The organism is Vibrio sp. JCM 18905, assembly GCF_055393305.1.
In genome coordinates this window covers 556,171-582,883 of sequence record NZ_AP043880.1, presented here as the reverse complement: position 1 = coordinate 582,883, position 26,713 = coordinate 556,171, and the positions used below count along the sequence as shown (strand labels likewise).

The 26,713-nt window shown below is 46.2% G+C and carries 27 protein-coding genes; 14 read left to right on the top strand and 13 right to left on the bottom strand.

The annotated features are described in order from the left end of the window. Nucleotides 1-137 precede the first annotated feature (137 nt). Genes murA through mlaF form a run of 7 tightly spaced genes read right to left on the bottom strand, consistent with a single transcriptional unit; the run spans nucleotide 138 to nucleotide 4,707 of the window. A complete protein-coding gene (gene murA / locus ACZ5ZC_RS19340) occupies nucleotides 138-1,403 on the bottom strand; it encodes a UDP-N-acetylglucosamine 1-carboxyvinyltransferase (protein ID WP_464932199.1) in 1,266 nt (421 codons plus the stop codon). 9 nt (nucleotides 1,404-1,412) lie between these two features. Continuing rightward, a complete protein-coding gene (gene ibaG, locus ACZ5ZC_RS19335) occupies nucleotides 1,413-1,667 on the bottom strand; it encodes a BolA family iron metabolism protein IbaG (RefSeq protein WP_005396230.1) in 255 nt (84 codons plus the stop codon). Between the two features lie 3 nt (nucleotides 1,668-1,670). Beyond that, nucleotides 1,671-1,991: an STAS domain-containing protein gene (locus ACZ5ZC_RS19330; protein WP_005396231.1), complete on the bottom strand. Its 321-nt coding sequence runs from the start codon at nucleotides 1,989-1,991 to the stop codon at nucleotides 1,671-1,673. Next, on the bottom strand, nucleotides 1,991-2,629 hold the full coding sequence (mlaC, locus tag ACZ5ZC_RS19325; protein WP_006742355.1) for a phospholipid-binding protein MlaC: 639 nt from the start codon (nucleotides 2,627-2,629) through the stop codon (nucleotides 1,991-1,993). Before mlaC ends, ACZ5ZC_RS19330 begins: the two co-directional genes overlap by 1 nt. A 2-nt stretch (nucleotides 2,630-2,631) precedes the next feature. After that, complete coding sequence (gene mlaD, locus ACZ5ZC_RS19320) at nucleotides 2,632-3,120, bottom strand: outer membrane lipid asymmetry maintenance protein MlaD (RefSeq protein ID WP_012841383.1); 489 nt, start codon at nucleotides 3,118-3,120, stop codon at nucleotides 2,632-2,634. Between the two features lie 2 nt (nucleotides 3,121-3,122). Continuing rightward, entirely contained in the window at nucleotides 3,123-3,914 is a 792-nt protein-coding gene (gene mlaE / locus ACZ5ZC_RS19315; RefSeq protein WP_005396234.1) for a lipid asymmetry maintenance ABC transporter permease subunit MlaE, read from the bottom strand. Then, nucleotides 3,904-4,707 carry a phospholipid ABC transporter ATP-binding protein MlaF gene (gene mlaF, locus ACZ5ZC_RS19310; RefSeq protein WP_054868194.1) on the bottom strand — a complete coding sequence of 268 codons (804 nt, stop codon included), beginning with the start codon at nucleotides 4,705-4,707 and terminating at the stop codon, nucleotides 3,904-3,906. Before mlaF ends, mlaE begins: the two co-directional genes overlap by 11 nt. A 374-nt stretch (nucleotides 4,708-5,081) precedes the next feature. Between mlaF and ACZ5ZC_RS19305 the strand changes: the two genes are divergently transcribed. The 11 genes from ACZ5ZC_RS19305 to mgtE all read left to right on the top strand — a co-directional run bounded on the left by ACZ5ZC_RS19305 (nucleotide 5,082) and on the right by mgtE (nucleotide 13,844). After that, nucleotides 5,082-6,047 (top strand): calcium/sodium antiporter, encoded by a 966-nt coding sequence (locus ACZ5ZC_RS19305; RefSeq protein ID WP_005396236.1) that lies wholly within the window; start codon nucleotides 5,082-5,084, stop codon nucleotides 6,045-6,047. A 29-nt stretch (nucleotides 6,048-6,076) separates the two neighbouring features. Beyond that, nucleotides 6,077-7,048 (top strand): arabinose-5-phosphate isomerase KdsD, encoded by a 972-nt coding sequence (kdsD, locus tag ACZ5ZC_RS19300; protein ID WP_005396237.1) that lies wholly within the window; start codon nucleotides 6,077-6,079, stop codon nucleotides 7,046-7,048. Between the two features lie 86 nt (nucleotides 7,049-7,134). Continuing rightward, nucleotides 7,135-7,698, top strand: a complete 564-nt coding sequence (gene lptC / locus ACZ5ZC_RS19295; protein ID WP_005396238.1) for an LPS export ABC transporter periplasmic protein LptC — start codon at nucleotides 7,135-7,137, stop codon at nucleotides 7,696-7,698. Then, nucleotides 7,679-8,173, top strand: coding sequence for a lipopolysaccharide transport periplasmic protein LptA (gene lptA / locus ACZ5ZC_RS19290; RefSeq protein ID WP_005396239.1), 495 nt, complete (start codon nucleotides 7,679-7,681; stop codon nucleotides 8,171-8,173). Before lptC ends, lptA begins: the two co-directional genes overlap by 20 nt. Before the next feature lies 1 nt (nucleotide 8,174). After that, nucleotides 8,175-8,900, top strand: coding sequence for an LPS export ABC transporter ATP-binding protein (lptB, locus tag ACZ5ZC_RS19285; protein WP_005396240.1), 726 nt, complete (start codon nucleotides 8,175-8,177; stop codon nucleotides 8,898-8,900). 50 nt (nucleotides 8,901-8,950) lie between these two features. After that, nucleotides 8,951-10,420, top strand: coding sequence for an RNA polymerase factor sigma-54 (locus ACZ5ZC_RS19280; protein ID WP_005396241.1), 1,470 nt, complete (start codon nucleotides 8,951-8,953; stop codon nucleotides 10,418-10,420). A 24-nt stretch (nucleotides 10,421-10,444) separates the two neighbouring features. Beyond that, the gene (gene hpf / locus ACZ5ZC_RS19275; RefSeq protein ID WP_005381114.1) at nucleotides 10,445-10,732 is read left to right on the top strand and encodes a ribosome hibernation promoting factor; all 288 of its coding nucleotides are present in this window, start codon (nucleotides 10,445-10,447) and stop codon (nucleotides 10,730-10,732) included. Nucleotides 10,733-10,734: 2 nt separating this feature from the next. Next, entirely contained in the window at nucleotides 10,735-11,181 is a 447-nt protein-coding gene (gene ptsN / locus ACZ5ZC_RS19270) for a PTS IIA-like nitrogen regulatory protein PtsN (RefSeq protein WP_005381116.1), read from the top strand. Nucleotides 11,182-11,195: 14 nt separating this feature from the next. Continuing rightward, complete coding sequence (rapZ, locus tag ACZ5ZC_RS19265; RefSeq protein WP_006742353.1) at nucleotides 11,196-12,059, top strand: RNase adapter RapZ; 864 nt, start codon at nucleotides 11,196-11,198, stop codon at nucleotides 12,057-12,059. Between the two features lie 2 nt (nucleotides 12,060-12,061). Further along, nucleotides 12,062-12,337, top strand: coding sequence for an HPr family phosphocarrier protein (locus ACZ5ZC_RS19260; protein WP_005396244.1), 276 nt, complete (start codon nucleotides 12,062-12,064; stop codon nucleotides 12,335-12,337). 148 nt (nucleotides 12,338-12,485) lie between these two features. Beyond that, entirely contained in the window at nucleotides 12,486-13,844 is a 1,359-nt protein-coding gene (gene mgtE, locus ACZ5ZC_RS19255) for a magnesium transporter (protein WP_006742352.1), read from the top strand. 61 nt (nucleotides 13,845-13,905) lie between these two features. Here the strand turns inward: mgtE and pmbA are convergent, their stop codons facing one another. Continuing rightward, nucleotides 13,906-15,249, bottom strand: a complete 1,344-nt coding sequence (gene pmbA, locus ACZ5ZC_RS19250) for a metalloprotease PmbA (protein ID WP_054868193.1) — start codon at nucleotides 15,247-15,249, stop codon at nucleotides 13,906-13,908. A gap of 110 nt (nucleotides 15,250-15,359) precedes the next feature. Here pmbA and yjgA point away from each other — a divergent pair, with 110 nt between their 5' ends. Further along, the gene (gene yjgA, locus ACZ5ZC_RS19245) at nucleotides 15,360-15,887 is read left to right on the top strand and encodes a ribosome biogenesis factor YjgA (RefSeq protein WP_005396253.1); all 528 of its coding nucleotides are present in this window, start codon (nucleotides 15,360-15,362) and stop codon (nucleotides 15,885-15,887) included. An 87-nt stretch (nucleotides 15,888-15,974) separates the two neighbouring features. Here yjgA and ACZ5ZC_RS19240 read toward each other — a convergent pair whose 3' ends face one another. Continuing rightward, nucleotides 15,975-16,937, bottom strand: a complete 963-nt coding sequence (locus ACZ5ZC_RS19240; protein WP_395195821.1) for a D-2-hydroxyacid dehydrogenase — start codon at nucleotides 16,935-16,937, stop codon at nucleotides 15,975-15,977. Nucleotides 16,938-17,030: 93 nt separating this feature from the next. Further along, on the bottom strand, nucleotides 17,031-17,783 hold the full coding sequence (locus tag ACZ5ZC_RS19235; RefSeq protein ID WP_243328137.1) for a pseudouridine synthase: 753 nt from the start codon (nucleotides 17,781-17,783) through the stop codon (nucleotides 17,031-17,033). Nucleotides 17,784-18,125: 342 nt separating this feature from the next. Between ACZ5ZC_RS19235 and ACZ5ZC_RS19230 the strand changes: the two genes are divergently transcribed. Further along, complete coding sequence (locus ACZ5ZC_RS19230; protein WP_301578633.1) at nucleotides 18,126-19,391, top strand: NRAMP family divalent metal transporter; 1,266 nt, start codon at nucleotides 18,126-18,128, stop codon at nucleotides 19,389-19,391. Nucleotides 19,392-19,499: 108 nt separating this feature from the next. Here the strand turns inward: ACZ5ZC_RS19230 and rapA are convergent, their stop codons facing one another. Continuing rightward, entirely contained in the window at nucleotides 19,500-22,409 is a 2,910-nt protein-coding gene (rapA, locus tag ACZ5ZC_RS19225; RefSeq protein ID WP_301578632.1) for an RNA polymerase-associated protein RapA, read from the bottom strand. A gap of 560 nt (nucleotides 22,410-22,969) precedes the next feature. Here rapA and ACZ5ZC_RS19220 point away from each other — a divergent pair. Beyond that, the gene (locus tag ACZ5ZC_RS19220; protein WP_006742346.1) at nucleotides 22,970-24,346 is read left to right on the top strand and encodes a PhoH family protein; all 1,377 of its coding nucleotides are present in this window, start codon (nucleotides 22,970-22,972) and stop codon (nucleotides 24,344-24,346) included. A gap of 69 nt (nucleotides 24,347-24,415) precedes the next feature. Here the strand turns inward: ACZ5ZC_RS19220 and tldD are convergent, their stop codons facing one another. Both tldD and ACZ5ZC_RS19210 read right to left on the bottom strand, forming a co-directional pair. After that, complete coding sequence (gene tldD / locus ACZ5ZC_RS19215; protein WP_047009150.1) at nucleotides 24,416-25,861, bottom strand: metalloprotease TldD; 1,446 nt, start codon at nucleotides 25,859-25,861, stop codon at nucleotides 24,416-24,418. 11 nt (nucleotides 25,862-25,872) lie between these two features. Continuing rightward, on the bottom strand, nucleotides 25,873-26,694 hold the full coding sequence (locus ACZ5ZC_RS19210; RefSeq protein WP_085344285.1) for a carbon-nitrogen hydrolase family protein: 822 nt from the start codon (nucleotides 26,692-26,694) through the stop codon (nucleotides 25,873-25,875). Between the last annotated feature and the right edge of the window lie 19 nt (nucleotides 26,695-26,713).

Here is a 26,713-nt window from a genome sequence, read left to right as displayed (position 1 = left end):
CCAGGAACCGGCTTTTGCCAGATACAGCTATTAATTTCTCTCTTTCCATAAAGGATAACTATGGTCATGAGAGTGATATAAAAAAGCCGAAACTCAGGTTTCGGCTCTCTTGATATCCAAGTTACCTGCGGTGCAGTTTAACTTGCCTCGCTCACTCGCTCAATATTTGCGCCAAGTGCAGCCAGTTTATTTTCGATTTTGTCGTAACCGCGGTCGATATGGTAAATACGGTCAACGATGGTTTCGCCTTTAGCAATACAGCCCGCAATTACCAAACTAGCCGAAGCTCGTAGGTCGGTTGCCATGACTTGCGCACCACTTAATGACTCAACATCACCACAGATAACGGTGTTGCCTTCAATCTCGGCTTTCGCGCCCATACGCATGAGTTCTGGTACGTGCATAAAGCGGTTTTCAAAGATAGTCTCAGTGATCACGCCGCCGCCTTTCGCCATCATGTTTAGTAGCGTAAATTGCGCTTGCATATCGGTCGGGAAGCCTGGATGCGGCGCTGTACGTACACTCACTGCTTTCAGCTCGCGATCAGTCATATCAACTGAAATCCAATCTTCACCCGTTTCGACAAGCGCGCCAGCTTCTTCTAGCTTGGCTAAAACCGCTTCAAGCAAATGAGCGTTAGTGTTACGACATACTACTTTACCACCAGATACCGCGGCAGCGACAAGGAATGTTCCTGTCTCAATACGGTCGGCAACTACGTTGTGTTTACAACCACCTAGGCGCTCAACACCTTCAATCGTGATCGTATCTGTACCTGCACCAGAAATTTTTGCACCAAGCTTATTTAGGAAATCCGCGGTGTCTACAATTTCAGGTTCACGCGCCGCGTTGTCTAGTGTTGTAATGCCTTCAGCAAGTGCTGCAGCACACATGATGGTGATCGTCGCGCCTACGCTGACTTTATCCATCACGATGTGCGCACCTTTTAGACGACCATCAACCTCAGCTTTAACGTAACCATCTTCAAGCGTAATCGTTGCGCCCAGCTGCTCTAGGCCAGAAATATGCAGATCAACAGGACGAGCACCGATAGCACAACCGCCAGGTAGAGAAACCTGACCTTGACCAAATCGCGCTACGAGCGGGCCCAAAGCCCAAATAGAAGCACGCATGGTTTTCACCAAATCATACGGTGCGCAGTATTCAGTAATGCTACTAGGATCGACGTGAACAGAACCATTACGGCTTACTTTCGCGCCTAAACGCTTAAGCAGTTCCATGGTTGTATCGATATCACGAAGGTGTGGCACGTTTGCCACTTCTACAGGCTCTTCCGCCAAGATAGACGCAAATAAAATCGGCAGTGCTGCGTTTTTTGCACCGGAAATGGTCACTTCACCAACGAGTGGTTTATCTGACCCAATAACTCGAAACTTTTCCATCAATAAACCTTAAAGCGACATCAGTTTCTTATCACGAGCCCACTCTTCTGGTGTGAACGCTTTAATTGATAATGCGTGAATGTCGTTACGCTGGATGTATTCCATCAGAGGACCATAAATTAACTGCTGCTTCTTAACGCGGCTCATTCCATCGAAACAAGCATCAACAGCAACCACCTCATAGTGGCTACCTTCACCTTTTACATGCACTTCTTGAAGGTTTAGTGCTTCTTCTAATAACTGTTGTACTTTTGCGCTATCCACAATTTACCCCTGATAATTCTGTATGTGTTTGGCCACTAAAGATTCAACATTGCTCAGTTGAAACAAAGTGCGCAGTTGCGCCGGCACGAAACTGAGCATTATATGACAGTTTTGCTTTTTTGCATGCTCTAATAAGTGGATTAACATCACCATTCCTGCAGAGTCGACGCGCTCTATCTCTTTTAACGAGCATTCCAGCTCAGCTTGAGCTGGTTGCCATTGCTGAGCATACGCCCACAATGAGGGCACCGTATCTCTATCAAGTGCCCCTGTTAGCTTAAGAATGTTTTGATCTAATTGCCACTGAGCGGGAGTCTGGGCCATTATTTCTTCGCCTCAAAGCGAACCGGTTCCGCAGCTAATTTTTCTAGATCTTTCGCGACAGATAGAATGCCTTCTTGACGAATTTTGCTATTCCATTCTGACTGTTTGCTAGAGAGTAAACTAATGCCTTCCGCAATCATATCGAACGCTTCCCACTCACCAGATTTGTTGTCTTTACGCAATTTGAACTCTAGCTTGATGTTTGGACGCGGCGTATCGATGATATCAACTTTAATACTGGTGATACGCTTAGAGTCATCAATGCTAGGCTCAGGACCAAATTCAATTTTCTGGTCACTGTATTGCGTTAGCACTTGGGCATAAGAAGCAATTAAGTACGCGCGAAATGCATCGATAAACTCAAGTACGTCTTCACGTTTCGCTCCTTTTAGGTTTGGACCTAGGAGCTTTAACCCAGCATAGCGGTAGTTGACGTAAGGCATTAGCTCTTCTTCAACAATCACCTTAAGTAAATCTGGGTCTTGTTTGATTTTCGGCTGCTCGGCTTTTAATCTTTCGAACGTGACTTCAGCCACTTGTTTCATCATCTTATAAGGTTCAGTTTTATCCACTTCTGCTGCACTTGTACCAAACGCGCTAAACACAGCACAAACTGAAAGTAATAATCTCGCTAACATAGTTATTCCTTACTTGAATCGTCTGAACCACCTACGCTGTAAAGCACTTGACCAATTAAGTCTTCAAGCACGAGCGCTGATTTGGTGTCTTCGATGGTATCGCCATCGACCAGCATGACTTCATCGTCAAAAACAAAGCCTGGTACTAAACCAATGTATTGCTCACCAATCAAGCCAGACGTCAAAATTTGTACGCTTGACGTTTCTGGGAATTGATTGTATTTGCTATTGATCGATAGAGTTACAACAGGTAATAAGTTATCTGGGTTAAGTGAAATATTGCTTACCCGGCCAATCACAACCCCACCCACTTTTACTGGCGAGCGAACTTTTAAACTACCAATATTATCGAACTCAGCTTTGAGGGTGTAAGTATCACCAGAGCCAATGCTTTTTACGTCAGCAACTTGAAAAATCATCACAAGAATCGCGCAAATTCCCGCTAATACAAAGCTGCCAACCCATAATTCAGTTTTACGTGTTTGTTGCATGATTAATTCCCAAACATCAATGCGGTCAGTACAAAGTCTAGTCCTAGTACTGCTAAAGAAGAATGCACAACAGTGCGCGTAGTTGCTCGGCTGATCCCTTCCGAAGTTGGAATAGCATCATAACCATTAAATAGAGCGACCCAAGTAACCGTAATTGCAAACGCAAAGCACTTGATCATACTGTTACCAATATCCTGTCCTAGTTCAACTGAGGACTGCATCGCTGACCAAAAACTGCCATGGTCAACACCTTTCCAGTCAACACCAACAAGCTGGGCGCCCCAAATACCCACCGCCATGAAAATCATAGCCAGTAATGGCATTGAAATAGCGCCAGCCCAAAAACGTGGCGCAATCACTCTTTTCAAAGGATCTACCGCCATCATTTCAAGGCTAGAAAGTTGCTCCGTCGCTTTCATCAAACCTATCTCTGCAGTTAACGCAGAGCCTGCGCGACCAGCAAACAGAAGTGCAGTGACAACGGGCCCTAATTCACGTAGCAATGAGAGCGCCACCATTTGCCCCAAACTGCCCTCTGCGCCGTAATCCACCAGCACAACATAGCCTTGTAGGCTCAAGACCATACCAATGAACAACCCAGATACGACGATAATCGCCAGAGACTGGACGCCTACGGAATAAAGTTGTTTAACGAGCAGAGGAAAGCTTTTGAGCGGTTGTGGCTTAGTAAACAGTGCCCCAATCAGCATGAAAGTCGCACGACCAAATGCTCCGCAGATGGAGAGCGTTCGTCTACCTAGTGAGGCGACAAAATGCATAAAGTTATCGACCATCAAATAAGTCCTTTTCGATACTTTGAGAAGGGAAGCGAAACGGTACAGGACCATCTGCATCACCTTGTAAGAACTGCTGAACGCGAGGGTCAGGATTCTGATTAAGCTCTTCTGGTGTGCCAAAAGCGATAATTTTGCCATCGGCCATCAGATAAACCCAATCGGCAATACTCATCACTTCAGGCACGTCGTGAGAAACGACTATAGAAGTTAAACCTAACGCTTGATTTAGATTACTAATGAGCTCAACCAAGACACCCATGGTGATTGGGTCTTGTCCGACAAATGGTTCATCGTACATGATTAAATCAGGATCCAGGGCGATCGCACGCGCCAACGCAGCGCGTCTAGCCATGCCACCCGATAGCTCGCTTGGCATCAATTGTGCCGCGCCGCGTAAACCGACGGCTTCAAGCTTAAGCAGCACCATGGTACGAATTAGCTCTTCAGATAAATTCGTATGCTCTCGCAATGGGAAGGCAACGTTATCAAAGACATTCAAATCAGTGAATAAAGCTCCTGATTGAAACAACATGCTCATTTTCTTTCGAGCATGGTAGAGTTTTTTACGCGAGAGAGAGGGAATATTGTCGCCATCAAACCAGATCTCTCCTTGCTCGGGATACAACTGACCACCAATTAAACGCAGCAGTGTTGTTTTACCAATTCCCGATGGTCCCATAATGGCCGTCACTTTGCCCTCAGGAACATGCAGATCAATACCATCAAAGATCTTGCGATCTCCCCGTGAAAAAGTGAGGTTGTTCACGGTGACTAAATCGTTGTTCGACATATCATCTCTTCTACTGTCGGAGCGTTGCAACTCACGGCATCATCAACCAGACACACAACGGAGTTGAATTTCACGTTTAATAAAGTAACGTCGGTACATTTATTAGGCTGCAATCATAAGCACATTGGCTTTGAATTTAAAGCACTGTTCAATTAAATAAAGTCGAGTATATACCTGCAATTTTTTGTGGATTACGATCAAATCAGCGCAAAGTGTTTAAATCCTAGACAAGAATTGCTGATTTAAATGAACGACATTTGCATACATTTTCGTTACTAACCTTTAATTTATTCGTCGTTTATCTTCCATTTTAGGCCGCAAAAGGTCAAAATTAGCGGTTATTCATTTTACTTATTTAATACTTAGGAATTCTCATGCTCGAAGCCGTAGCGTTGCTTATAGTCGGTCTTGTTTTGCTCGTATGGAGTGCAGATAAACTTGTTTTTGGTTCTGCAGCGATAGCCCGCAACGTCGGTATTTCACCTCTTGTCATCGGCATGACAATCCTTGCGATGGGCTCTTCTGCGCCAGAGATGATGGTTTCTGCAACCGCAGCCTGGGACGGAAAAACCGATACTGCCGTGGGTAACGTTTTAGGCTCAAACATCGCGAACATCGCGTTAATCCTAGGTATTACAGCACTCATCAAGCCTCTGTCGATTAGCTCCGCGGTCATCCGCCGGGAACTGCCATTAATGATTGCTGTAACAGTACTCGCCGGTATTCTGCTTTGGAATAGCCATCTCGGTTTTTATGAAGGTGTCTTATTGTTTGTACTCTTTGGGGCATTTTTATTTGCTATGTTGCAGATCAGCCGCAAAGAACAAAAATCAGGTGATGTTTTTCTTGATGACCAAGAGTCAGAGATCCCAGAAGGCGTCAGCAACCCTAAAGCGATCATGTGGGTGGTTATTGGCCTGATACTGCTTCCTTTGGCAGCAAGCATGCTAGTGGATAACGCGGTGATTATTGCAAAGTATTTTGGCATGAGCGATCTTGTCATCGGTCTGACTATCATTGCCATCGGCACTAGTCTACCTGAGCTCGCAGCATCGCTTGCTGGTGTTTTAAAAGGTGAAGACGACATGGCCGTCGGTAACATTATTGGCTCGAATGTGTTTAATATTCTGGCCGTAATGGGCATTCCTGGCATCATTAATCCATCGGTGCTGAGTGAGTACGCGATGGGACGTGACTTCTGGGTCATGTTAGGCGTTTCACTATTACTTGTCGCGATGTGTTTGGGTAAATCACGCAGTATTAACCGTATTGAAGGTGCAATCTTGTTTGCATGCTTCCTAGGTTATCAAGTGTACTTATTCGCAAACATGGCCGCTTAATTACCACGATAAATAAGTAGAGAACTGATATGTCCAATCAATTTGACTTTCGCGCTGCTGCTAAACAAGTTCTTGATATCGAAGTTGCTGCTCTGCAAGAGCTGGATACCTACTTTGATGATCAATTTGAGAAAGCGTGCGAACTGATCCTTTCCAACAGCGGCAAAGTAGTCGTTATGGGTATTGGCAAGTCAGGCCACATTGGTAACAAGATTGCTGCGACTCTGGCAAGCACGGGGACTTCTGCGTTTTTCGTTCACCCTGGCGAAGCAGCACATGGCGACTTGGGCATGATCAGCCCTGGAGATATTGTGCTCGCAATTTCTAACTCTGGTGAGTCAAACGAAATTCTGTCTCTATTTCCGGTATTAAAACGCCTGAACATCAAGATAATTAGCATGACAGGCAAGCCAGAATCCAATATGGCAAAACTGTCTGACTTGCACCTGCAAATCACGGTACCTCAAGAAGCTTGCCCACTAGGGTTGGCACCGACCAGCAGTACCACTGCCACATTAGTAATGGGAGACGCACTAGCCGTAGCCCTACTTCAAGCGCGTGGTTTTTCTGCCGAAGATTTTGCCCTGTCTCATCCAGGTGGCGCGTTAGGGAGAAAACTGCTGCTTAAGTTGTCTGATATTATGCACTTTGGAGAAGCGTTACCTAAAGTTTCTCCAAACGCATTGATTCGTGATGCCCTGCTTGAAATTTCAGAAAAAGGGCTAGGCATGACCGCTATCGTCGATGAACACGATGCTATGCTTGGTATATTCACCGATGGTGATTTACGTCGCACCTTAGACAAACGCATTGATATTCATACGACCGCGATTGGCGAAGTCATGACGACAAATCCAACCACAGCGCACCCTGATATGCTAGCGGTTGAAGGTTTGAACTTGATGCAGAATAAAAATATTAACGCTCTGATTTTATGTAAAGACGAAAAAATTGTGGGTGCACTGAACATGCACGATTTACTAAAAGCTGGCGTGATGTAATATCAGCACAAACATTTAAATCATTTATTACACAAATAAAGGCAATGGTCAGGGAAGTACTGAGCTAAACGATAGGCCTTCATTATATGAGTTTTACTCGCCTTATTTATTTGCTCTTGATCTTCGTTGTCGCATGGTGCGGTTATTACCTACTGACCCCAAAAGGCAACGACGCAATTCAAGTAGCACCAGATTCTGAACTGCCCATGTTCAGTGGTACTGGACTGGAAAACATCACCTATGGTGAAGATGGTGTCCGCAGTTACATCATCCGCTCCACGAACTTAGACCATTATGCTAAGAGTGGAGATACCATTTTTAATAACCCGACTTTGATGGTTTACCGTGAAGGTAGCGTCATTGAATGGAAGGTGACGGCCACAAGAGCCGTGTTAGATGAAGACCAAGTCTTAACGTTATATGACAAAGTCTTAATGCAAAATCTTCTGCCAGGTGCGAGTTTTGATACCATGGCAACAGACAAGTTAGTCATTAATCTAACCAATCGTGATTTTAAAGCTGATCAACAGGTCATGTTGGTTGGGCCACAATTTGAAACTACTGGAGGCGCAATGCAAGGCAACTTAAAGCAGCATACCGCAACTCTGACAGACGAAGTTCAAGGTCGATATGAAACCGTTACACCTTAGCCTACTGGCACTGGTATTGGCGGCGCCTCAAGCGCTGGCACTTAAGTCGGATACTCAACAACCGGTTTACATTAACTCTGACACCCAACAGGTGGATATGAAGAGTAACCAGGTTATCTTTAAAGGCGATGTATCTCTTAAGCAAGGTAGCATCAATATCGATGCTGATAGAATCGTGGTAACGCGCGATCCTAAAACCGAAGCCATCAAACAGATTCAAGCATTTGGTAAACCTGCGAAGTTTTCTCAGCTGATGGACGATGGTAAGACACTGAGTGGTCAAGCTGTGGAGCTGGATTACCGTATTTCTACAGACGAATTGACCATGAAAGGTCAAGCGCAACTGGCACAAGACAACAACACTATTAAAGGTTCTTCGATTCGTTACCAAATTGGTAAACAAAAGCTAGTCGCTGATAGCTCTAAGGAAGAGCGCGTTACGACCATTTTGCAACCCAATCAGATAGAGAACTAATATGGCAGTACTGAGTGCGAAAAACTTGGCGAAAAGCTACAAAAAGCGCAAAGTCGTAACCGATGTTAGCTTGGAAGTTGAATCTGGTCAGATTGTTGGGCTGCTAGGCCCAAACGGCGCAGGTAAAACCACCTCGTTTTATATGATTGTCGGCTTAGTGCCACGAGATGAAGGCACCATCACCATTGATGATAAAGACATCAGTATTCTGCCGATGCACAGTCGTTCGCGTCTCGGGATTGGCTACCTTCCGCAAGAAGCGTCGATTTTCCGTAAGCTGTCGGTAGAAGATAACATCATGGCTGTACTCGAAACTCGTCAAGAAATGACACGTGAAGAGCGCCAAGATAAGCTGGAAGATTTGTTGGAAGAATTCCACATTCAGCACATCAGAACCAGTGCAGGTATGGCACTATCAGGGGGTGAGCGACGCAGAGTGGAAATCGCTCGCGCTTTAGCAGCCAACCCTCAATTCATTTTGTTGGATGAACCTTTCGCAGGTGTTGACCCAATCTCGGTTAATGACATCAAGAAAATCATCGAGCATCTACGCGATCGCGGCCTCGGAGTGTTAATCACTGACCATAACGTGCGTGAAACACTGGACGTATGCGAAAAAGCCTATATCGTAAGCCAAGGGCACCTAATTGCATCGGGAACTCCGGCAGAAGTTCTCAATAATGAACAGGTGAAACAAGTTTATCTCGGCGAACAATTCCGTCTATGATTATATTAGGAACGGTAAGATTCTGAGCATTACAAGGTAAGTAACACTGAATGAAACCTTCATTACAACTCAAGCTAGGTCAACAGTTAGCCATGACGCCACAGTTGCAACAAGCGATTCGCTTACTGCAACTGTCGACACTCGATCTTCAACAGGAAATCCAAGAAGCATTGGATTCAAACCCATTATTGGAAGTTGAAGAAGGCCAAGATGAGCCTCTAGCAAACGGTGAAGATAAATCAGCGGTCGAGGCTGCTGATAGCAACAGTGCTAACGAACCAGCAGACATTGACGTTCCAGACAGTTCAGACGTAATTGAGAAGTCAGAGATCAGCTCTGAACTTGAAATCGATACCACTTGGGATGACGTCTACAGCGCGAATACCGGTAGCACTGGCTTAGCTCTTGACGATGATATGCCCGTCTACCAAGGCGAAACCACGGAATCATTGCATGACTACCTAATGTGGCAGCTTGACCTGACACCATTCAGTGAAACCGATCGTACGATTGCATTAGCGATTATTGACGCTGTTGATGACTACGGTTACCTAACCCTATCTCCTGAAGAAATTCATGAGAGCTTCGATAACGAAGAGATTGAGTTAGACGAAGTAGAAGCCGTTCGTAAACGTATTCAGCAGTTCGATCCGCTCGGTGTGGCATCACGCAACTTACAAGAGTGCCTACTGCTACAGCTAGCGACTTTCCCAGAAGACACACCGTGGCTTGCTGAAGCCAAAATGATTCTTGCGGATCATATTGATCACCTGGGGAACCGTGATTACAAGCTCGTCATCAAAGAGACTAAGCTGAAAGAAGCCGATCTCCGTGAAGTCCTCAAACTTATCCAGCAGTTAGATCCTCGTCCCGGTAGCCGTATCACACCGGATGATACCGAGTACGTAATTCCAGATGTGTCCGTTTTTAAAGACAACGGCAAATGGACCGTTTCTATCAACCCAGATAGCGTTCCAAAATTAAAAGTAAATCAACAATATGCTCAATTAGGCAAAGGCAATAGCGCGGATAGCCAGTACATCCGCAGCAATTTGCAAGAGGCAAAATGGTTAATTAAGAGCTTAGAGAGTAGAAACGAGACGCTACTCAAAGTTGCAAGATGTATTGTTGAACATCAACAAGATTTCTTCGAGTATGGTGAGGAAGCCATGAAGCCAATGGTACTAAATGATGTAGCCTTGGCAGTGGACATGCATGAATCCACGATTTCTCGTGTAACAACACAAAAATTTATGCATACACCACGTGGCATTTTTGAATTGAAGTACTTCTTCTCTAGCCATGTTAGTACTGACAACGGCGGAGAATGTTCGTCAACAGCAATTCGCGCACTCATTAAAAAACTGGTCGCAGCAGAGAATACTGCTAAGCCATTGAGTGATAGCAAGATTGCTGCTCTTCTGGCTGACCAAGGGATTCAGGTCGCGAGACGTACGATAGCCAAATATCGAGAATCCTTGGGAATTGCCCCTTCAAGTCAGCGTAAACGCCTATTATAAGGCACTAACTGAAAAGGAAAGTCTATGCAAATCAATATTCAAGGCCATCACGTTGATCTTACCGATTCAATGCAAGACTATGTAAATTCTAAGTTTCAGAAGCTCGAAAGGTTCTTCGACCATATCAATCAAGTACATGTTGTACTAAAAGTTGAAAAAATCACTCAAATCGCGGAAGCTACGCTTCATATAAATCAAGGCGAAATCCACGCATCAGCTGATGACGAAAATATGTATGCCGCGATCGATTCGCTGGTAGATAAATTGGTTCGCCAACTCAATAAGCACAAAGAAAAACTAAACAGTCATTAATCATGCAACTGAGCGAAATACTGTCATTGGACTGCACCAAGAGTGCGGTCCACTGCACGAGTAAAAAACGCGCCCTTGAAATGATCAGCCGCATCGTGGCTGATCAAACGGGCCAAGATTCTACCGAACTGTTCGAGTGCATGCTCAACAGAGAGAAAATGGGCAGTACTGGTATCGGAAACGGTATTGCGATCCCACACGCTAGAATGCAATCGAGCGACAAGGCTATTGCTGTCTTGCTGCAATGTGATGAAGCAATTGAATTCGATGCGATTGATAATCGACCTGTCGACCTTCTTTTTGCGCTCCTTGTACCAGAAGAACAGTGCAAAGAGCACCTCAAGACTCTATCCTCTATGGCAGAACGTCTGAGCGATAAGCAAGTATTGAAACTACTGCGCAATGCTCAGAGTGATGAAGAACTTTACGACATCATGATTCACCAATAAGCAGGACGGACATCATGCGACTAATCGTGGTTAGCGGGCACTCAGGTGCCGGTAAGAGTATTGCGCTGCGCGTACTGGAAGACTTAGGTTATTACTGTGTTGATAACCTCCCAGTGAATTTGCTGGACGCATTTGTTCACTCTGTTGCTGACAGCAAGCAGAATGTTGCGGTAAGCATTGATATTCGCAATATCCCTAAAAAGCTAAAAGAACTGACTGGTACACTGGAGCAGTTGAAAACAGAGCTTGATGTGACCGTGCTTTTCTTGGACGCCAATAAGGAAACGCTACTCAAACGCTACAGCGAAACACGCCGAATCCACCCTTTATCTTTAGGTGGCACCTCTCTCTCCCTTGACCAAGCCATCGAGCGTGAGAAAGAAATTTTAACACCACTTAAAGCGCATGCCGATCTTGTACTGAACAGCAGTGGACAATCTTTGCATGAGTTGAGTGAAACCGTGCGTATGCGTGTTGAAGGCAGAGATCGCAAAGGGCTTGTTATGGTATTTGAGTCTTTTGGCTTCAAATATGGCCTGCCTTCCGATGCCGATTACGTATTCGACGTTCGCTTCTTGCCCAACCCGCATTGGGAACCAGCGTTGCGCCCACTTACGGGTTTGGATGCCCCTATCGCCGCATTTTTGGAGCAGCACCAATCGGTGTTAAGTTTGAAATACCAAATTGAAAACTTTATAGAGAATTGGTTACCTCTGCTCGAGAAAAACAATCGCAGCTATTTGACCGTTGCAATAGGTTGTACCGGTGGTAAACACCGTTCGGTGTACTTAACTCAGCAAATCGGTGAGTACTTCGCCAATAAAGGACACCAAGTGCAAATTCGCCATACCTCACTAGAGAAAAACACTAAGGAGTAGCTGTGGAGTTAAGTCGTAAAGTATTGATTCAAAATCGCCTTGGCTTACATGCTCGCGCAGCCGTCAAACTGGTCGAACTGGCCCAGAGCTTTGAAGCGGTCATCACTATCGACAATGAAGAAGACAAAACCGCCACAGCAGACAGCGTAATGGGTTTATTAATGCTTGAGTCTGCTCAAGGACAGTACGTCACAATCCACGCTGCGGGTGAGCAAGCAGAAGAAGCACTGGATGCCGTTTGCCACTTAATCGAAGATAAATTTGATGAAGGCGAGTAATTTACTCGCTTTTTTATTACCTCTCACTCCCCTTCCCCTGACTGCGCCAATAAATAAATTTGCTTAGTATCATAAGTTGTTATTAAAAGGCGCCTAGAATTAAGTTATTATTCAACGCATTGTAAATATCAGGAATTGGGAGGAATGAATGGCAGAGCAAATTGAATTCGACCAAGCTCACCAAGCCCTCCAAGAAGTCACAGAAGCGCTAGAAAATGGCCGCTTCGTCCATGTTCGTCGTCAGTTACAGGACATGGAACCTGAGGATATAGCTCACCTTTTAGAAGCCTCTCCACGCAAAAGCCGTGAAGTTCTCTGGCAACTCACCGACCCTGAAGACTACGGTGAAATCCTCGACGAACTGAACGAAGACGTCAAAGATAGTCTCGTATCCAAAATGGCACCAGAAGCGCTTGCAGAAGCGACAGAAGGCATGGATACCGATGACGTGGCTTATGTACTGCGTAGCTTGCCAGACAACCTGTCACGCGAAGTCCTGTCGCAAATGGACTCCTCTGACCGTCTGCGTGTCGAAACCGCCCTGTCCTACCCAGAAGACACTGCAGGTGGGCTGATGAACACCGACGTTATCACGATTCGTGGTGACGTAGATGTGGACGTGGTTTTACGTTATCTGCGTATGAAAGGTGAACTACCCGAAGCAACGGATGCACTTTATGTCATTGATGAAGAAAGCAAACTGATTGGTGAACTACCCATTACTCTGCTGATCACGACCCAGCCTGATGTCAAAATTGTCGACATCATGGAAGATGCTGACGAAGCGATCACTGTCGATACCAGTGATTCAGATGTTGCTAGTCTGTTCGAACGTCGGAACTGGGTCTCTGCTCCTGTCGTAGACGAGAATCAGCATCTCGTTGGCCGTATCACTATCGATGACGTAGTTGACGTTATCCGTGAAGATGCCGAACACTCGATGATGAGTATGGCAGGTATGGACGATGACGAAGATACCTTCGCACCCGTTGTAAAATCAGCTCGCAAACGCAGTATCTGGCTTGGGGCTAATGTGTTGGCCGCACTCGCCGCCGCTTCTGTTTCTAACATGTTTGAAGCTACGCTAGACCAGATGGCTGCCATTGCCGTATTGATGACGATTGTTCCTTCCATGGGTGGTGTCGCTGGTAACCAAACCGTCGCACTAGTGATTCGTGGTCTTGCTCTTGGTCATATCGGTGACTCGAACAAACGAGAACTGTTGATGAAAGAAGCCTCGATCGGTTTACTCAACGGCATCATGTGGGCGCTGATTATTGGCGGCATTGTTGTCGCTTGGAAAGGTAACTGGATGCTAGGGGGAATCATTTCCGCCGCGATGCTGACTAACTTATTGGTCGCTGGGGTTGCCGGAGTAACGATTCCAATCCTCTTAAAGAAAATGAACATCGACCCAGCTTTAGCTGGTGGTATGGCGTTAACGACCGTAACGGATGTAATTGGTTTATCAGTATTCTTAGGGCTTGCCACAATACTGATTACCTAACTGCAAAAACTAAAAAGCCTGATGAACACATCAGGCTTTTTTAATTCTGAATTAGGAAATCTTACTCACCCGCAACTTTCATCGCATCCAGTAAGATTGAACCCGTTTGAATTTGCGAGCGCGTTTCAACGTCGCTACCTACGGCAACAATCTTATTGAACATGTCCTTCAGATTACCAGCGATGGTAATTTCCGATACTGGGTATTGGATTTCACCGTTCTCAACCCAGAAGCCTGCAGCACCGCGAGAGTAATCACCTGTTACCACGTTCACGCCTTGTCCCATCACTTCTGTCACTAGAAGACCAGTACCGAGCTCTTTGAGCATTTGTTCGAAGTTTTGGCCTGTCGACTTCACGTACCAGTTATGAATCCCACCAGCGTGACCTGTCGGCGCCATCTTCATTTTACGTGCGGCATAACTGGTTAACAGATAAGTTGCTAGCACACCGTCAGTAATGATCTCACGGTCTTGAGTATATACGCCTTCGCTATCGAATGGGCTTGACGCCAAACCACGTAATACATGTGGACGTTCCGAGATATTGAACCACTCAGGAAGCACTTGCTTACCAAGGTGATCAAGTAGAAAAGAAGATTTACGGTACAGGTTACCACCGCTGATCGCCATCACAAGGTGACCAATCAAGCCAGTTGCAACATCAGCGGCAAACATGATTGGGTATTTACCTGTCTTTAGGCGCTGCGCATCTAAGCGGTTAATCGTATTCTCTGCCGCCTTACGACCCACTGTTTCTGGTGTCCATAAGTCATCGCGATGACGTGCCACAGTGTAGCTGTAATCACGCTCCATTTCGCCATTTTGACCAACGCCAATCACACAACAGCTGGTACTGTGGCGGCTAGACGCATAGCTTGCTAATAAGCCATGGCTGTTACCATACACTTTTACACCGTAGTGGCTATCATAACTCGCGCCATCACTTTGCTTGATTGCACTGTCATAACTTAACGCTTCTTTTTCTGCGGCAATCGCCACATTGGCAGCATAGTCAGGATCTGGTGCGTCTGGGTGGAAAAGATCAAGCTCAGGGATCTCTTGCACCATGTATTCTTTGGCAGCGGGCCCTGCGAATGGATCTTCAGATGTGTAATGCGCAATATCCAGCGCCGCAATAACGGTTTGCTCGATAGCAGCTTCACTTAAATCAGACGTGGAAGCACTGCCTTTACGTTGACCTCGGTAAACGGTAATGCCCAGCGCACCATCGCTGTTGAACTCGACATTTTCTACCTCGCCCATGCGAGTAGATACACTTAAACCAGTGCTTTTGGTAATTGCGACTTCGGCGGCGTCAGATTTTGCCGATGCAAGCTTTAAGGCTCTTGCGACGGCTTGCTCTAGCTCGGTACGTTGCTCAGCAACCTGCTGTTTAATATCCATTGTCTTTCACATCTTGTCTTTGATGAACAATAGGATAACAAGAATTTCGCTTTCTCCCCACGATTCTTGTTAAAATAGTCATAATATTAATCAAAACACAGGCAACTGAAATGGCACGTAAGAATCAAAAAGCGCCATGGGAACCAGAAGAAGAGATCATCTGGGTAAGCAAATCCGAGATGAAGCGAGACATGGAAGAACTGCAAAAGCTAGGTGAGGAGCTTGTCGGCCTCAAACCTGCAGTTCTAGAAAAGTTTCCATTGAGCGAAGACCTGCGAGAAGCAATTGCAGACGCACAACGCTTTAAAAACGAAGCACGTCGTCGCCAATTACAACGTATTGGTAAGTTGATGCGTTATGAAGATCCAGAGCCAATCCAAGCGGCATTGGATAAGATTCGTAACAAGCACTCTCAATTAACGGCGGTATTCCACAAGCTTGAAGCTCTGCGTGATCGCGTGGTAGAAGAAGGCGACAAAGCCATTGATGACGTAATGGAAATGTACCCAGAGGCGGATCGTCAGCGTCTACGCCAATTGGCTCGCCAAGCAGCGAAAGAGAAAAAGGCTGGGAAACCAGCAAAAGCGTACCGCGAAATCTTCCAGATCCTAAAAGGTCTGAACGAAGAAGAGTTTTAATTAGACGGTTCGATTCCAACGAGCATTCAATTAACGAAAAAAGCAGACATGATGTCTGCTTTTTTATCTTTTACTTAAATGTCAGCGTTACACCAAGCGATTAATACGCTCTCCGCGCTCGAAAGCGTTAATGTTCTCAATCAAGATTTCCACTAAACGTTGAATCGATGAGTCGCTGCCCCATGCAACATGCGGTGTAAGTAACAAATTAGGTAAACCCATATTGGCAATCAGCGGATTGCTCTCATCAGCTGGTTCTTGTGTAAAAACATCAAAACCAGCCGCAGCGATTTCTCCCTGTTTTAGGGCATCCACCAGCGCGTCCTCATTCACCAAGCCTCCACGCCCCGTATTAATTAGAATGGCGTTGGGCTTCATTTGTTGCAACTCTGCTTGACCAATCAAATTCTGAGTATGATCGTTGAGCGGGCAATGCAAAGTCAACGCATCAGAACGTTTCAACACTTCCTCAAGCGGTACATAACCAGGTCGACATTCCGGTGCACCTTTACGCTCAGCAAAGATCACCTGCATGCCTAGCGCATTAGCTAACTGTGCTGTCGCTTGCCCTAAAGCGCCGCTGCCAATAACACCTAGTGTGCTACCACCTATATCCCCGATTGGGTGCGTAAAAAAGCAGAACTGCTTATTACGCTGCCATTCGCCAGCGGCAATATCTTGATGGTAACCAAATAAATTTCGGCGTAAAGCAAACAGCATCGCAATCACGTGCTCAGGCACCGAACGCGTCGCGTAACCACGTACATTGGCAACCGCAATATCATGCTTAGCACAGTAGTCCACATCGACGTTGTTAAAACCAGTCGCGGCAACCGCGATCATCCGCAATTGTGGTAGTTGCTCTAATACATTTTGGTCAAGCAGGACTTTATTGCTAATCACGATATCTGCATCTGCTAACCTTTCTATTACCTGCTCTGGCGCGGTTAAGTCGTACTCACGCCAGTGGTGCTGAAAGCTAGGTCGTGGGATCTCAATGTGTTCTGGGATGGTCGCTCGGTCCAAAAATACGATGGTCGGCAAAGACATAACAACTCCTTGTTCACGGCTGAAAGACAGGATACATCAACCACAGTAACGAAATAGCGAACTAGAAAGAACCGTTGTTGACTGCGGTTGGCATTAAGGGTGTGGCAACGTTTTATAATCAGGCAATGTACGTTCTGGCGAAAAATAGTTAAAGATCGCCGCCTCGGCTTCAGGATAAAAGTCACAAGGTACAAAAATACTACTCAGCTGATCCGTGGCTGGGTGATAAAAACTTAGCTCCGCAGCGTGCAGCTCTAAACGTTCTGAAAACTGATACGCCTCTTCAGTTGCATAAAACTCATCACCAATAATCGCATGACCAATCGCCATCAAATGCACGCGTAACTGATGCGATCGACCAGTAATGGGCAGTAGTCGCACAACGGTCGTATGGGTGCCATCAGGGTGCACTTCACGCTTCACCACTTGGAATAAAGTTTGAGATGGCTTGCCGTCGTCGAAGCATACTTTTTGTCGCGGACGGTTTGGCCAATCACAAATTAATGGAAGGTCAATATTCCCTTCTTGCGGCTCGACATGCCCCCAAACACGTGCGTAATACACCTTGTGGGTTAGACGATATTGGAACTGCTTTTTTAATGCTCGCTCCGAAGGTTTGTTTTTCGCCAGCAGCATCAACCCTGATGTCGACATATCCAAGCGATGCACTACTTGGATTTCTGGATGCACTTCCTTGAGGCGGCTCCACATGCTGTCGTAATGCTCTGCAAGTCGACCAGGAACAGACAGCAATCCTGATGGCTTATTCACTGCCAGAATGTCGTCATCCTCAAAAACGATATCGACCCAAGGATCGGTGGGAGGGGTATATTCAAGCATTGCCATGGGAGATCTCTACAAAATAAAAACGCCGCGATTATATACCCAAATAGCACCCAAATGCAGGGTGCTGAAGAAAAGTTCAAACCAATAAAACAAAGTCAATCCTTTAGCATAAAAACTAAAAATAGCACGTTGTAAATTTAGTTTGACAACAAGACGCATAACTGAATAGAGTGCTAGATGCACACAGCATGATATTCGCAAAGAATACTTAAAATAAATACATCAAAACACAGCATTTAAAAGATATTACCGTTGCGCAGTATAGGGCGAGCGCTCAGCTTGTCATGTACTGCGGTATGTATCTCTTTAGAAAGATACATAAGATAAAAAGGACAATAAGCAATGGACTCCGCCGTTATAGATAAACCCCAATCCAAACTTTCCTTATTTTTTCGTTCGCTAGGCCCCGGCATATTAATGGCATCTGCTGCGGTCGGTGGCTCTCACCTCGTCGCATCAACCAAAGCTGGTGCGATTTATGGCGGGCAATTGGCTGCACTGATTCTGCTCGTAAACCTGTTTAAATACCCTTTTTTCCGAGCGGGCGTACAGTACACCATGGGGACAGGGCTCACCTTGGTTGAGGGCTACGCGAAATTAGGTCGGCCTTATCTATGGCTATTTCTATTTCTGAGCGTGGTCTCAGCCGTAATCAATACCGCCGCTTTGTTGATGTTTAGTGCTAGCTTGCTGGGCTACTTCATTCCGTTTTCACTATCAATGGCATCACTCAGTATCATTGTGATTGTCACCTGCCTGATCATATTATTTGCTGGCCATTACAAAGCGCTCGATACGCTATCTAAGGTGATCATGTCGGTGTTAACCATCGCGACTTTACTTGCCGTTTCTATCGCCTTTGGTAACCCTGTTGAGCAAGTGGCCAACTTCGAGCCACCGTCACCTTGGTCGATTGCGGCAATTGGCTTTATCGTCGTAACAATGGGCTGGATGCCAGCACCGATAGAGATCTCCTGTTTAACCTCTGCATGGCTAAAACGCCAATCAAGCCAGCAAGAAGTAACATACCGCTCTGCTCTATTTGACTTTAATGTCGGTTATATTGGCACGGCTTTTCTTGCCATTATCTTTGTATCGTTAGGTTCTTTGATGCTCTATGGTTCTGGCGTTGCACTTGAAAACTCAGGCGTTGGCTTCTCCCACCAATTGGTTGGCTTATATGCGGCAACAATTGGCGAATGGTCTCGTTACTTAATCGCGGTAATTGCGTTTTTCTGTATCTTTGGCAGCACGATTACCGTTATTGATGGCTACTCGCGCGTTATTTCGGATTCTCAACGCCTACTGCGCTCGCAACCAGACACTAACCCTAAAACCACTTCAGCGATCATGCTGGTAGTCTCCTTACTTGCATTGGGTATTGTGGTTTTCTGGGCTTCTGCGTTATTGCCTATGCTGAACTTTGCGATGATCCTCGCCTTTATGACCACGCCATTCTTTGCTCTGCTAAATTACACATTAGTGAGCAAAACCGAGTTACCTGAACCTTTGGCTGTTGGACCTAAATTGAAGTGGTTGTCGATTGCAGGCCTGATTTACTTGTTTGGCTTCTTGGCTGTATTTATCTGGTGGAAATGGTTGATGTAAATGAGTTAGCGATGAGTGAGTAATGCATTCTGCATAAAGAAACTAAACCGCAAATAAAGAAAAAGGTCTTCAACTGAAGACCTTTTTTAATGAGCAATAAAAACTTACTTAGTTGTGGCTTACCACAATCAAACGTAGCGAGTCGAGCTGCACTTGAGCTTGGTTGATGTAACCAGTGAGTTCCTTAATTTGTGCATCAATGGCTTCAATTTCTTCGTCACGAATATTTGGGTTTACCGCTTTCAGTGCTTGCAAACGCTCAAGTTCTGCATTCAAGCTATGCTGCATATCTTGATGAGCTTGCTTGCGTACTTCCTCAACCTTCGCTTCGATAAGACTATCCCCCGCTTCAATTAAGCGGTGTACGTCTTTCTGTACCGACGTGACCAACTTGCTGCCTAAGTGACGGTTTACAGGGCTGAGCTGGCGGTTAAAGCTTTCAAATTCCACTTGAGCAGACAAGTCATTGCCACGCGAGTCCATCATCAAACGGATTGGCGTTTTCGGTAAGAAGCGCGCGATACCACTGCGTTTTGGCGCTTGCGCATCTACCGCGTAAATCAACTCAAGAAGAATGGTCCCGACTGGTAACGCTTTGTTTTTCAGTAGAGATACCGCAGACGTCCCCACCCCTTCACTCATCAGAAGATCGATACCACCCTGGATCATTGGGTGCTCCCAACTGATAAAGTGCATATCTTCACGAGATAAAGCCGTATCACGATCAAACGTGATCGTCGCTCCTTCGTATGGCAGACCTGGGTAGCTTGGTACCATCATGTGCTCAGATGGGGTCACAATCAGTGCGTTTTCACCTTTATCGTCTTGGTTCAAACCAATCGTATCGAAAAGAGAAAGTGCGAAGGTGACCAAATTGGTATCACCGTCGGTTGATTCAATTTTCTCAACGATTTGTTGTGCTTTTTCCCCGCCATTTGAATGCATTTCTAACAGGCGATCACGGCCTTGCTCCAATTGGGATTTCAGCTCTTTATTCATTTTTGCTGACGCTTCAATGATCTCATCTAGCGTGCTGGTGTCACCAGAAGCAAGGATTTCAATCAGATCATCAGAGTACTTATCGTAAACGGCACGGCCTGTTGGGCAAGTTTCTGCAAAAGCGTTTAAACCTTCATCAAACCAGCGAGCAAGAATGGCTTGCGAGGTACCTTTCAGGTAAGGAACATGAATGTCGATGTCGCGGTTCTGGCCGATACGGTCCAAACGACCGATACGTTGCTCAAGCAAGTCAGGGTTGAACGGCAAGTCAAACATGACTAATTGGTTGGCAAACTGGAAGTTACGGCCTTCAGAGCCGATTTCACTACAGATAAGAACCTGTGCACCACCTTCTTCTTGCGCAAAGTAAGCGGCTGCTTTGTCACGCTCAAGGATCGACATACCTTCATGGAAGACGGTCGCACGAATGCCTTCACGCTCACGCAGCGCTTGCTCCAATTGCAGAGCCGTACTTGCACGAGAGGCAATCACCAGAATTTTCTCGCTGCGCTTCTCTTTTACCTTTTCAAGTAACCAATTCACGCGCGAGTCAAACTGCCACCAGCTTGCATCATCGCCTTCAAATTCTTGGAAGATCTCTTCTGGGTAAAGGTTCTTCATTGCACGTGCTTCCGAACTCATCTTACCGCCGATCATCCCAGCAACACGCATTGACGTGGTGTATTGCGGTGGAATATCCATTGGCATCAGGTGCACGTTACGTGCAGGGAACCCTTTGATAGCCGCACGTGTGTTACGGAACAGAACTCGTCCCGTACCGTGACGATCCATCAAGTTGTCGATCAACTCTCGGCGCGCTGACGCTTTCGCTTCTTCGTCCGCTTCACTTTCGATAATGCGGAAAAGTGGTTCTACGTCTTGTTCAGACAACAACTCAGTAATCTGGTTTTTCGCTTCATCAGGCAGTTTTTCACCAGAGAAAAGTGAAGTAATCGCATCCGCTACAGGTGCGTATTGCTCTTCTTCCTCGACAAACGCTTCATAATCGTAGAAACGGTCAGGATCCAGCAAACGCAGACGAGCAAAGTGGCTCTCACGACCAAGCTGTTCTGGCGTTGCCGTCAGTAGCAGTACGCCCGGAGTGCGTTCAGCCAAGCCTTCCACTACTTGGTATTCACGGCTCGGTTTATCTTGGCTCCACTCAAGGTGATGCGCTTCATCGACAACCAGTAGGTCCCATTCGCCTTCCAGTGCTTGTTCAAAACGCTTGCGGCTCTTGCGTAGGAAGTCTAAAGAACACAGCACGTATTGCTGGGTATCAAATGGGTTTTCTGCATCCGCGAATGCTTCGATACAGCGCTCTTCGTCAAAGATAGAGAAATGCAGGTTGAAACGACGCATCATCTCAACCAGCCATTGATGTTGCAGTGTTTCAGGTACCACAATCAAAATACGTTCTGCACGGCCAGACAGCACTTGCTGGTGGATGATCATGCCCGCTTCGATGGTTTTACCCAAACCCACTTCATCCGCCAGTAATACGCGTGGCGCGTGGCGACGGCCAACTTCGTGCGCGATGTAAAGCTGATGAGGGATCAAACCTGCACGCATACCACATAGGCCACGCATTGGGCTCTTATGCTGCTCAAACTGGTTGGTTAGCGCACGGTAACGCAGAACAAAGTTGTCCATGCGATCGATTTGACCGGCGTACAACTTATCTTGAGGTTTATTAAAACGAATTTGGTTACTAAGGAAAATCTCACGCAGAACAACGGCGGTTTCTTGCGTGTCTTCACGAGTACCGAAATAGGTGTATAGACCTTCATCTTCCAGTACTTCTTCAACTTTTAGAGACCAACCTTCTTGGCAGTCGATGACATCACCAACGTTAAAGGTGACTCGGGTAACAGGTGCATCGTTACGTGCGTAAACTCGGTTTTCCTCTGACGCTGCAAACATCAATGTCACAGTACGAGCATCCATTGCTACAACGGTACCTAAACCTAAATCGCTTTCCGTATCGCTAATCCAGCGCTGCCCCAAAGCAAATGTCATGAATTGACTACCTCGTTATTAGTTCTTGATTCGTGTTTCTTGTTGGTCTACTCATGCCCGTAGGCATGGATAATAGTTTAGATCTGATTCTGGCTTCTGCTATGCCGATAGCATTCGTCATTCCAGTATGAACTGAGTATTTTTAAGCCAGCTCAACATGATAAATCGGACGTAGCCTATACGCAGAAAAAGGTCGCTAATCTTACTTGAAGCTGTGATTTAGGTCACGCCGAAACCGCATCAAGCGGAAACTTTTTTTCCCAAACTATAAATGCAATCAAATTGTAAAATACTCATGCCAATTATTAAGTTGTAGAACGTAAATATTACGTATACTTCTAGTGAGGGGCGTTTAAAACCATTGCATATGATTTAAGCGCGTTAGTACACGATTAGGATCAACACGGGTTTGCAGTAAGTTGTCTTGCTACTCGGTTGCACACTAACCGACATCAGCCCGACAACCTCTATTGCAAGCAATCAGAGTTAGGCCGCTTCACACCTATTTGAGAACGACCTAACCACTCGCATGCAGAGCCGTATTACGGCAAGGAGACGCTATGGGCGATACCGATCGGAAACTGTTTGTACTTGATACCAACATTCTTCTTCATGAACCCTTTGCCATCTTCTCTTTCCAAGAACACGATGTCGTTATCCCCATGACCGTGTTGGAAGAACTCGACCGAATCAAAGACAGCAAACGCGATGTCGCAAGAGACGCTCGCGTGGCTATTCGCGCTTTGGAAGATTTGTTTAAAGAAGCAACGCCCGATGAAATTTCTGAAGGTATTCCTGTTTCTAAAGACAGCCCCGACCAAGGCACCATTTCCATTTTGGCGGATTTTGAACTGCAGGAAACCGTCAAAGCCTTCGCCGACAAAGCCGGTGACAACCGCATACTCAATGCGGTGCTTTATCTGCAAAACAAACGAGCACCACGTGAAGTGGTACTGATCACGAAAGACATTAACATGCGTCTGCGCGCCAAAGGCGCTGGCGTACGTTTTGTTGAAGACTACCGAACCGATCAACTGATTGACGACATTCAATACCTCACCAAAGGTTTTCAACTGCGTGAGGGGGACTTCTGGAGTGATATTGAGGAAGTAGAAAGTTATGCGCTGGGCGGAAAAACCTATCACAAGCTCAGTCGTGAACCTTTTGAACCAACCTTTATTAACCAATATGTGATTGATGAAGACAGCGACTTTGCTGGCCGCGTAGAAACCATCAATGAAGACAAATTAACGCTACTCGACCTGAGCCGCGAACGCATGATGCACCGTAAGGCTTGGGACATCACACCAAAAAATATCTACCAAGGAATGGCGTTGGATGCCTTACTTGACCCGGATATTGACCTGGTGATTTTAACCGGTGCCGCTGGTAGTGGTAAAACGCTATTAGCCATGGCAGCTGCGCTCGAGCAAACTATTGAAAAAGGCATGTTTGATAAAATTATCGTGACGCGTAACACGCCAGACATTGGTGAGTCGATTGGCTTCTTACCAGGCTCAGAAGAGGAAAAAATGATGCCTTGGTTGGCGGCGGTAACCGATACTTTGGAGGCGCTGCATAAGCACGATCACTGCACCGAAGGCTCGTTGAAATACATCTGCGATAAAGCCAATATTCAGTTTAAGTCGATCAACTTTATGCGTGGCCGTTCGATTCAAAATGCGTTTGTGTTGCTTGATGAGTGTCAAAACCTCACAGCATCACAAATCAAAACCATCATCACCCGCTGCGGTGAAGGAACTAAAATCGTCTGCTCCGGTAACTTGGCGCAGATTGACTCCCATTACCTCACCCCTGTGACCTCTGGTTTGACCTACATGGTTGAACGCTTCAAGAACTTTGAAGGCAGTGCGAACATTCACCTCAACGGCGTGGTTCGTAGCCGCTTGGCGGAATTTGCAGAAGAAAACCTCTAACCCACATCGATTCACGCACAAAGTAAAAGAGCGCTCCAATGAGCGCTCTTTTATCAAGGTTCGAGTGATTTACTCGGTGCCACCAACAGTCAGTGAATCAAGCTTCAACGTTGGCTGACCAACGCCTACTGGCACACTTTGACCTGCTTTACCACATACGCCAACGCCCTTGTCGATACTTAGGTCGTTGCCGACCATAGAGACTTGCTGCATGGCTTCGATACCTGAGCCAATCAACGTCGCACCTTTAACAGGGCGCGTAATTTTACCGTTTTCAATCAAGTACGCTTCCGATGCGGAGAATACAAACTTACCCGAAGTAATGTCCACCTGACCGCCACCAAAGTTTGGCGCATACAACCCTTTCTCTACCGTCGAGATGATTTCTTCTGGCGTATGTTCACCTGGAAGCATGTAGGTGTTGGTCATACGCGGCATCGGCAAATGTGCATACGACTCACGACGACCGTTACCTGTTGGGTTCACACCCATTAACCGCGCGTTTAGCTTGTCTTGCATGTAACCTTTCAGCACACCATTTTCGATAAGCGTGTTGTACTGGCCATTCACCCCTTCATCATCCACATTGAGTGAACCACGAAGGTCTTTTAACGTGCCGTCATCGACGATGGTACACAGTGAAGACGTCACTTGTTGACCCATTTTGCCAGAGAAAACCGAAGATTCCTTACGGTTAAAGTCACCTTCTAAGCCATGACCTACCGCCTCATGTAGCAATACGCCTGGCCAACCTGAGCCCAATACCACTGGCATCATGCCTGCTGGCGCGGCTTCTGCTTCAAGGTTAACCAACGCCATGCGAATCGCTTCGTCTGCATAATGGAAAGCTTGTTTCACACCATTGCTTTCCGTTAAAAAGAAATCGTAACCAAAACGGCCACCGCCACCAGCGCTACCTCGTTCACGTCGTTCACCTTTTTGAGCGAGCACGCTAATAGACAAACGTACCAAAGGACGAATATCGCCTGCATAAGTACCGTCTGTTGCCGCAACAAGCATCTGCTCATGCACACCGCTGATGCTGATCGAGACTTCTTTAATCAATGGTTCTTTAGTGCGGATGTAAGCATCTAGAGACTTAAGTAATTCTGTTTTTTGCTGCTTTTCCCATTCAGCTAGTGGATTCACAGCCGCGTAGTACGCTTGGTTCTCCGTACGTTTAAACGCATGAACTTTGCCATTTTGCCCTTGCTGAGCAATACCGCGCGCCGCCATTGCACTCTGCTTCAGGCCTTCAGGCTGGATTTGATCAGAGTAGGCAAAGCCTGTTTTTTCGCCAGTTACGGCGCGGACACCAACACCACAATCAATGTTAAAAGAGCCATCTTTGATGATGCTGTCTTCTAGAACCAGAGACTCATGCCAGCTGGACTGAAAGTAAATGTCCGCATAATCGATCTGGCGCGTCGCAATGCTGGCAAGCGTGTCAGCAATGTCTTGTTCTGTCAGACCATTTGGGGCAAGGAGTGCCTGTTCTATTTGGTTTGTGCTCATAGTTAGCTCTTTTATTTCCGTCTCAATTCATTTTGAAAGCGACTGTGTTGAGTCAGCGGCATATTCTGCCTTACTTGTTGGCTTTGTGACAAATCTATCTCTGTCACTAACAAGCCTACTTCATCCTGAAGCTGCTTATGGATACGTCCCCAAGGGTCAACGACCATCGAGTGTCCCCATGTTTTTCGTCCACATGGATGCGTTCCAGTTTGTCCGCTTGCCAAAATCCAACATTGTGTCTCAATCGCTCTAGCTCGCAATAATACTTCCCAGTGAGCTTGCCCCGTCACAGCAGTAAACGCAGCAGGCACCACAATGATATCCGCGCCTTCTTGGCGTAATACTTTATAAAGCTCAGGAAAACGAAGATCGTAACAGATGCTCAATCCAACGCTGCCGATATCGGTTTCCGCCACTACAATTTGATTACCCGCCATAAACGTATCCGACTCACGATAACTACCATAACCATCGGCTACGTCGACATCAAACATATGCAGTTTGTCATAGTGAGCAATGCATTTACCGTGCGGCGGCAATACAAGTGTTGTGGTCGTGACACCTTTTGCGGTTTGAATAGGCATGCTTCCGACAATCAGTGTTAACTGGTTCTTTCTTGCGATTTCAGAGAGCCGCTGTTGAATCACGCCACTCCCAAGTGGCTCTGCATGTTGATGGTACGCTTCGCGGTTGGCAAACAGCACCGTATTTTCAGGGGTAAGGACAAGCTTGGCACCTTGCTTACTCGCCAAAGCACACTGTTTTTCAATAAAGTCCAGATTCGCAGTGATATCAGGACCCGATGTCATTTGAATAATGCCAACACGTTCCATGTGTTTCCTCCCTATTCCA

Bases quoted from the DNA above. Each gene is read 5' to 3' on its own strand.
- lptA (WP_005396239.1), top strand. From the start codon at position 7,679: ATGAAACCGTTACACCTTAGCCTACTGGCACTGGTATTGGCGGCGCCT.
- ACZ5ZC_RS19235 (WP_243328137.1), bottom strand. From the start codon at position 17,783: ATGGCAATGCTTGAATATACCCCTCCCACCGATCCTTGGGTCGATATC.
- pmbA (WP_054868193.1), bottom strand. From the start codon at position 15,249: ATGGATATTAAACAGCAGGTTGCTGAGCAACGTACCGAGCTAGAGCAA.
- murA (WP_464932199.1), bottom strand. From the start codon at position 1,403: ATGGAAAAGTTTCGAGTTATTGGGTCAGATAAACCACTCGTTGGTGAA.
- hpf (WP_005381114.1), top strand. From the start codon at position 10,445: ATGCAAATCAATATTCAAGGCCATCACGTTGATCTTACCGATTCAATG.
- rapA (WP_301578632.1), bottom strand. From the start codon at position 22,409: ATGACATTTGCTTTGGGGCAGCGCTGGATTAGCGATACGGAAAGCGAT.
- ACZ5ZC_RS19280 (WP_005396241.1), top strand. From the start codon at position 8,951: ATGAAACCTTCATTACAACTCAAGCTAGGTCAACAGTTAGCCATGACG.
- ACZ5ZC_RS19305 (WP_005396236.1), top strand. From the start codon at position 5,082: ATGCTCGAAGCCGTAGCGTTGCTTATAGTCGGTCTTGTTTTGCTCGTA.
- yjgA (WP_005396253.1), top strand. From the start codon at position 15,360: ATGGCACGTAAGAATCAAAAAGCGCCATGGGAACCAGAAGAAGAGATC.
- lptC (WP_005396238.1), top strand. From the start codon at position 7,135: ATGAGTTTTACTCGCCTTATTTATTTGCTCTTGATCTTCGTTGTCGCA.
- ACZ5ZC_RS19220 (WP_006742346.1), top strand. From the start codon at position 22,970: ATGGGCGATACCGATCGGAAACTGTTTGTACTTGATACCAACATTCTT.
- rapZ (WP_006742353.1), top strand. From the start codon at position 11,196: ATGCGACTAATCGTGGTTAGCGGGCACTCAGGTGCCGGTAAGAGTATT.
- mgtE (WP_006742352.1), top strand. From the start codon at position 12,486: ATGGCAGAGCAAATTGAATTCGACCAAGCTCACCAAGCCCTCCAAGAA.
- mlaD (WP_012841383.1), bottom strand. From the start codon at position 3,120: ATGCAACAAACACGTAAAACTGAATTATGGGTTGGCAGCTTTGTATTA.
- ACZ5ZC_RS19210 (WP_085344285.1), bottom strand. From the start codon at position 26,694: ATGGAACGTGTTGGCATTATTCAAATGACATCGGGTCCTGATATCACT.
- lptB (WP_005396240.1), top strand. From the start codon at position 8,175: ATGGCAGTACTGAGTGCGAAAAACTTGGCGAAAAGCTACAAAAAGCGC.
- kdsD (WP_005396237.1), top strand. From the start codon at position 6,077: ATGTCCAATCAATTTGACTTTCGCGCTGCTGCTAAACAAGTTCTTGAT.
- tldD (WP_047009150.1), bottom strand. From the start codon at position 25,861: ATGAGCACAAACCAAATAGAACAGGCACTCCTTGCCCCAAATGGTCTG.
- ACZ5ZC_RS19240 (WP_395195821.1), bottom strand. From the start codon at position 16,937: ATGTCTTTGCCGACCATCGTATTTTTGGACCGAGCGACCATCCCAGAA.
- ptsN (WP_005381116.1), top strand. From the start codon at position 10,735: ATGCAACTGAGCGAAATACTGTCATTGGACTGCACCAAGAGTGCGGTC.
- mlaF (WP_054868194.1), bottom strand. From the start codon at position 4,707: ATGTCGAACAACGATTTAGTCACCGTGAACAACCTCACTTTTTCACGG.
- mlaE (WP_005396234.1), bottom strand. From the start codon at position 3,914: ATGGTCGATAACTTTATGCATTTTGTCGCCTCACTAGGTAGACGAACG.
- ACZ5ZC_RS19230 (WP_301578633.1), top strand. From the start codon at position 18,126: ATGGACTCCGCCGTTATAGATAAACCCCAATCCAAACTTTCCTTATTT.
- mlaC (WP_006742355.1), bottom strand. From the start codon at position 2,629: ATGTTAGCGAGATTATTACTTTCAGTTTGTGCTGTGTTTAGCGCGTTT.
- ACZ5ZC_RS19330 (WP_005396231.1), bottom strand. From the start codon at position 1,991: ATGGCCCAGACTCCCGCTCAGTGGCAATTAGATCAAAACATTCTTAAG.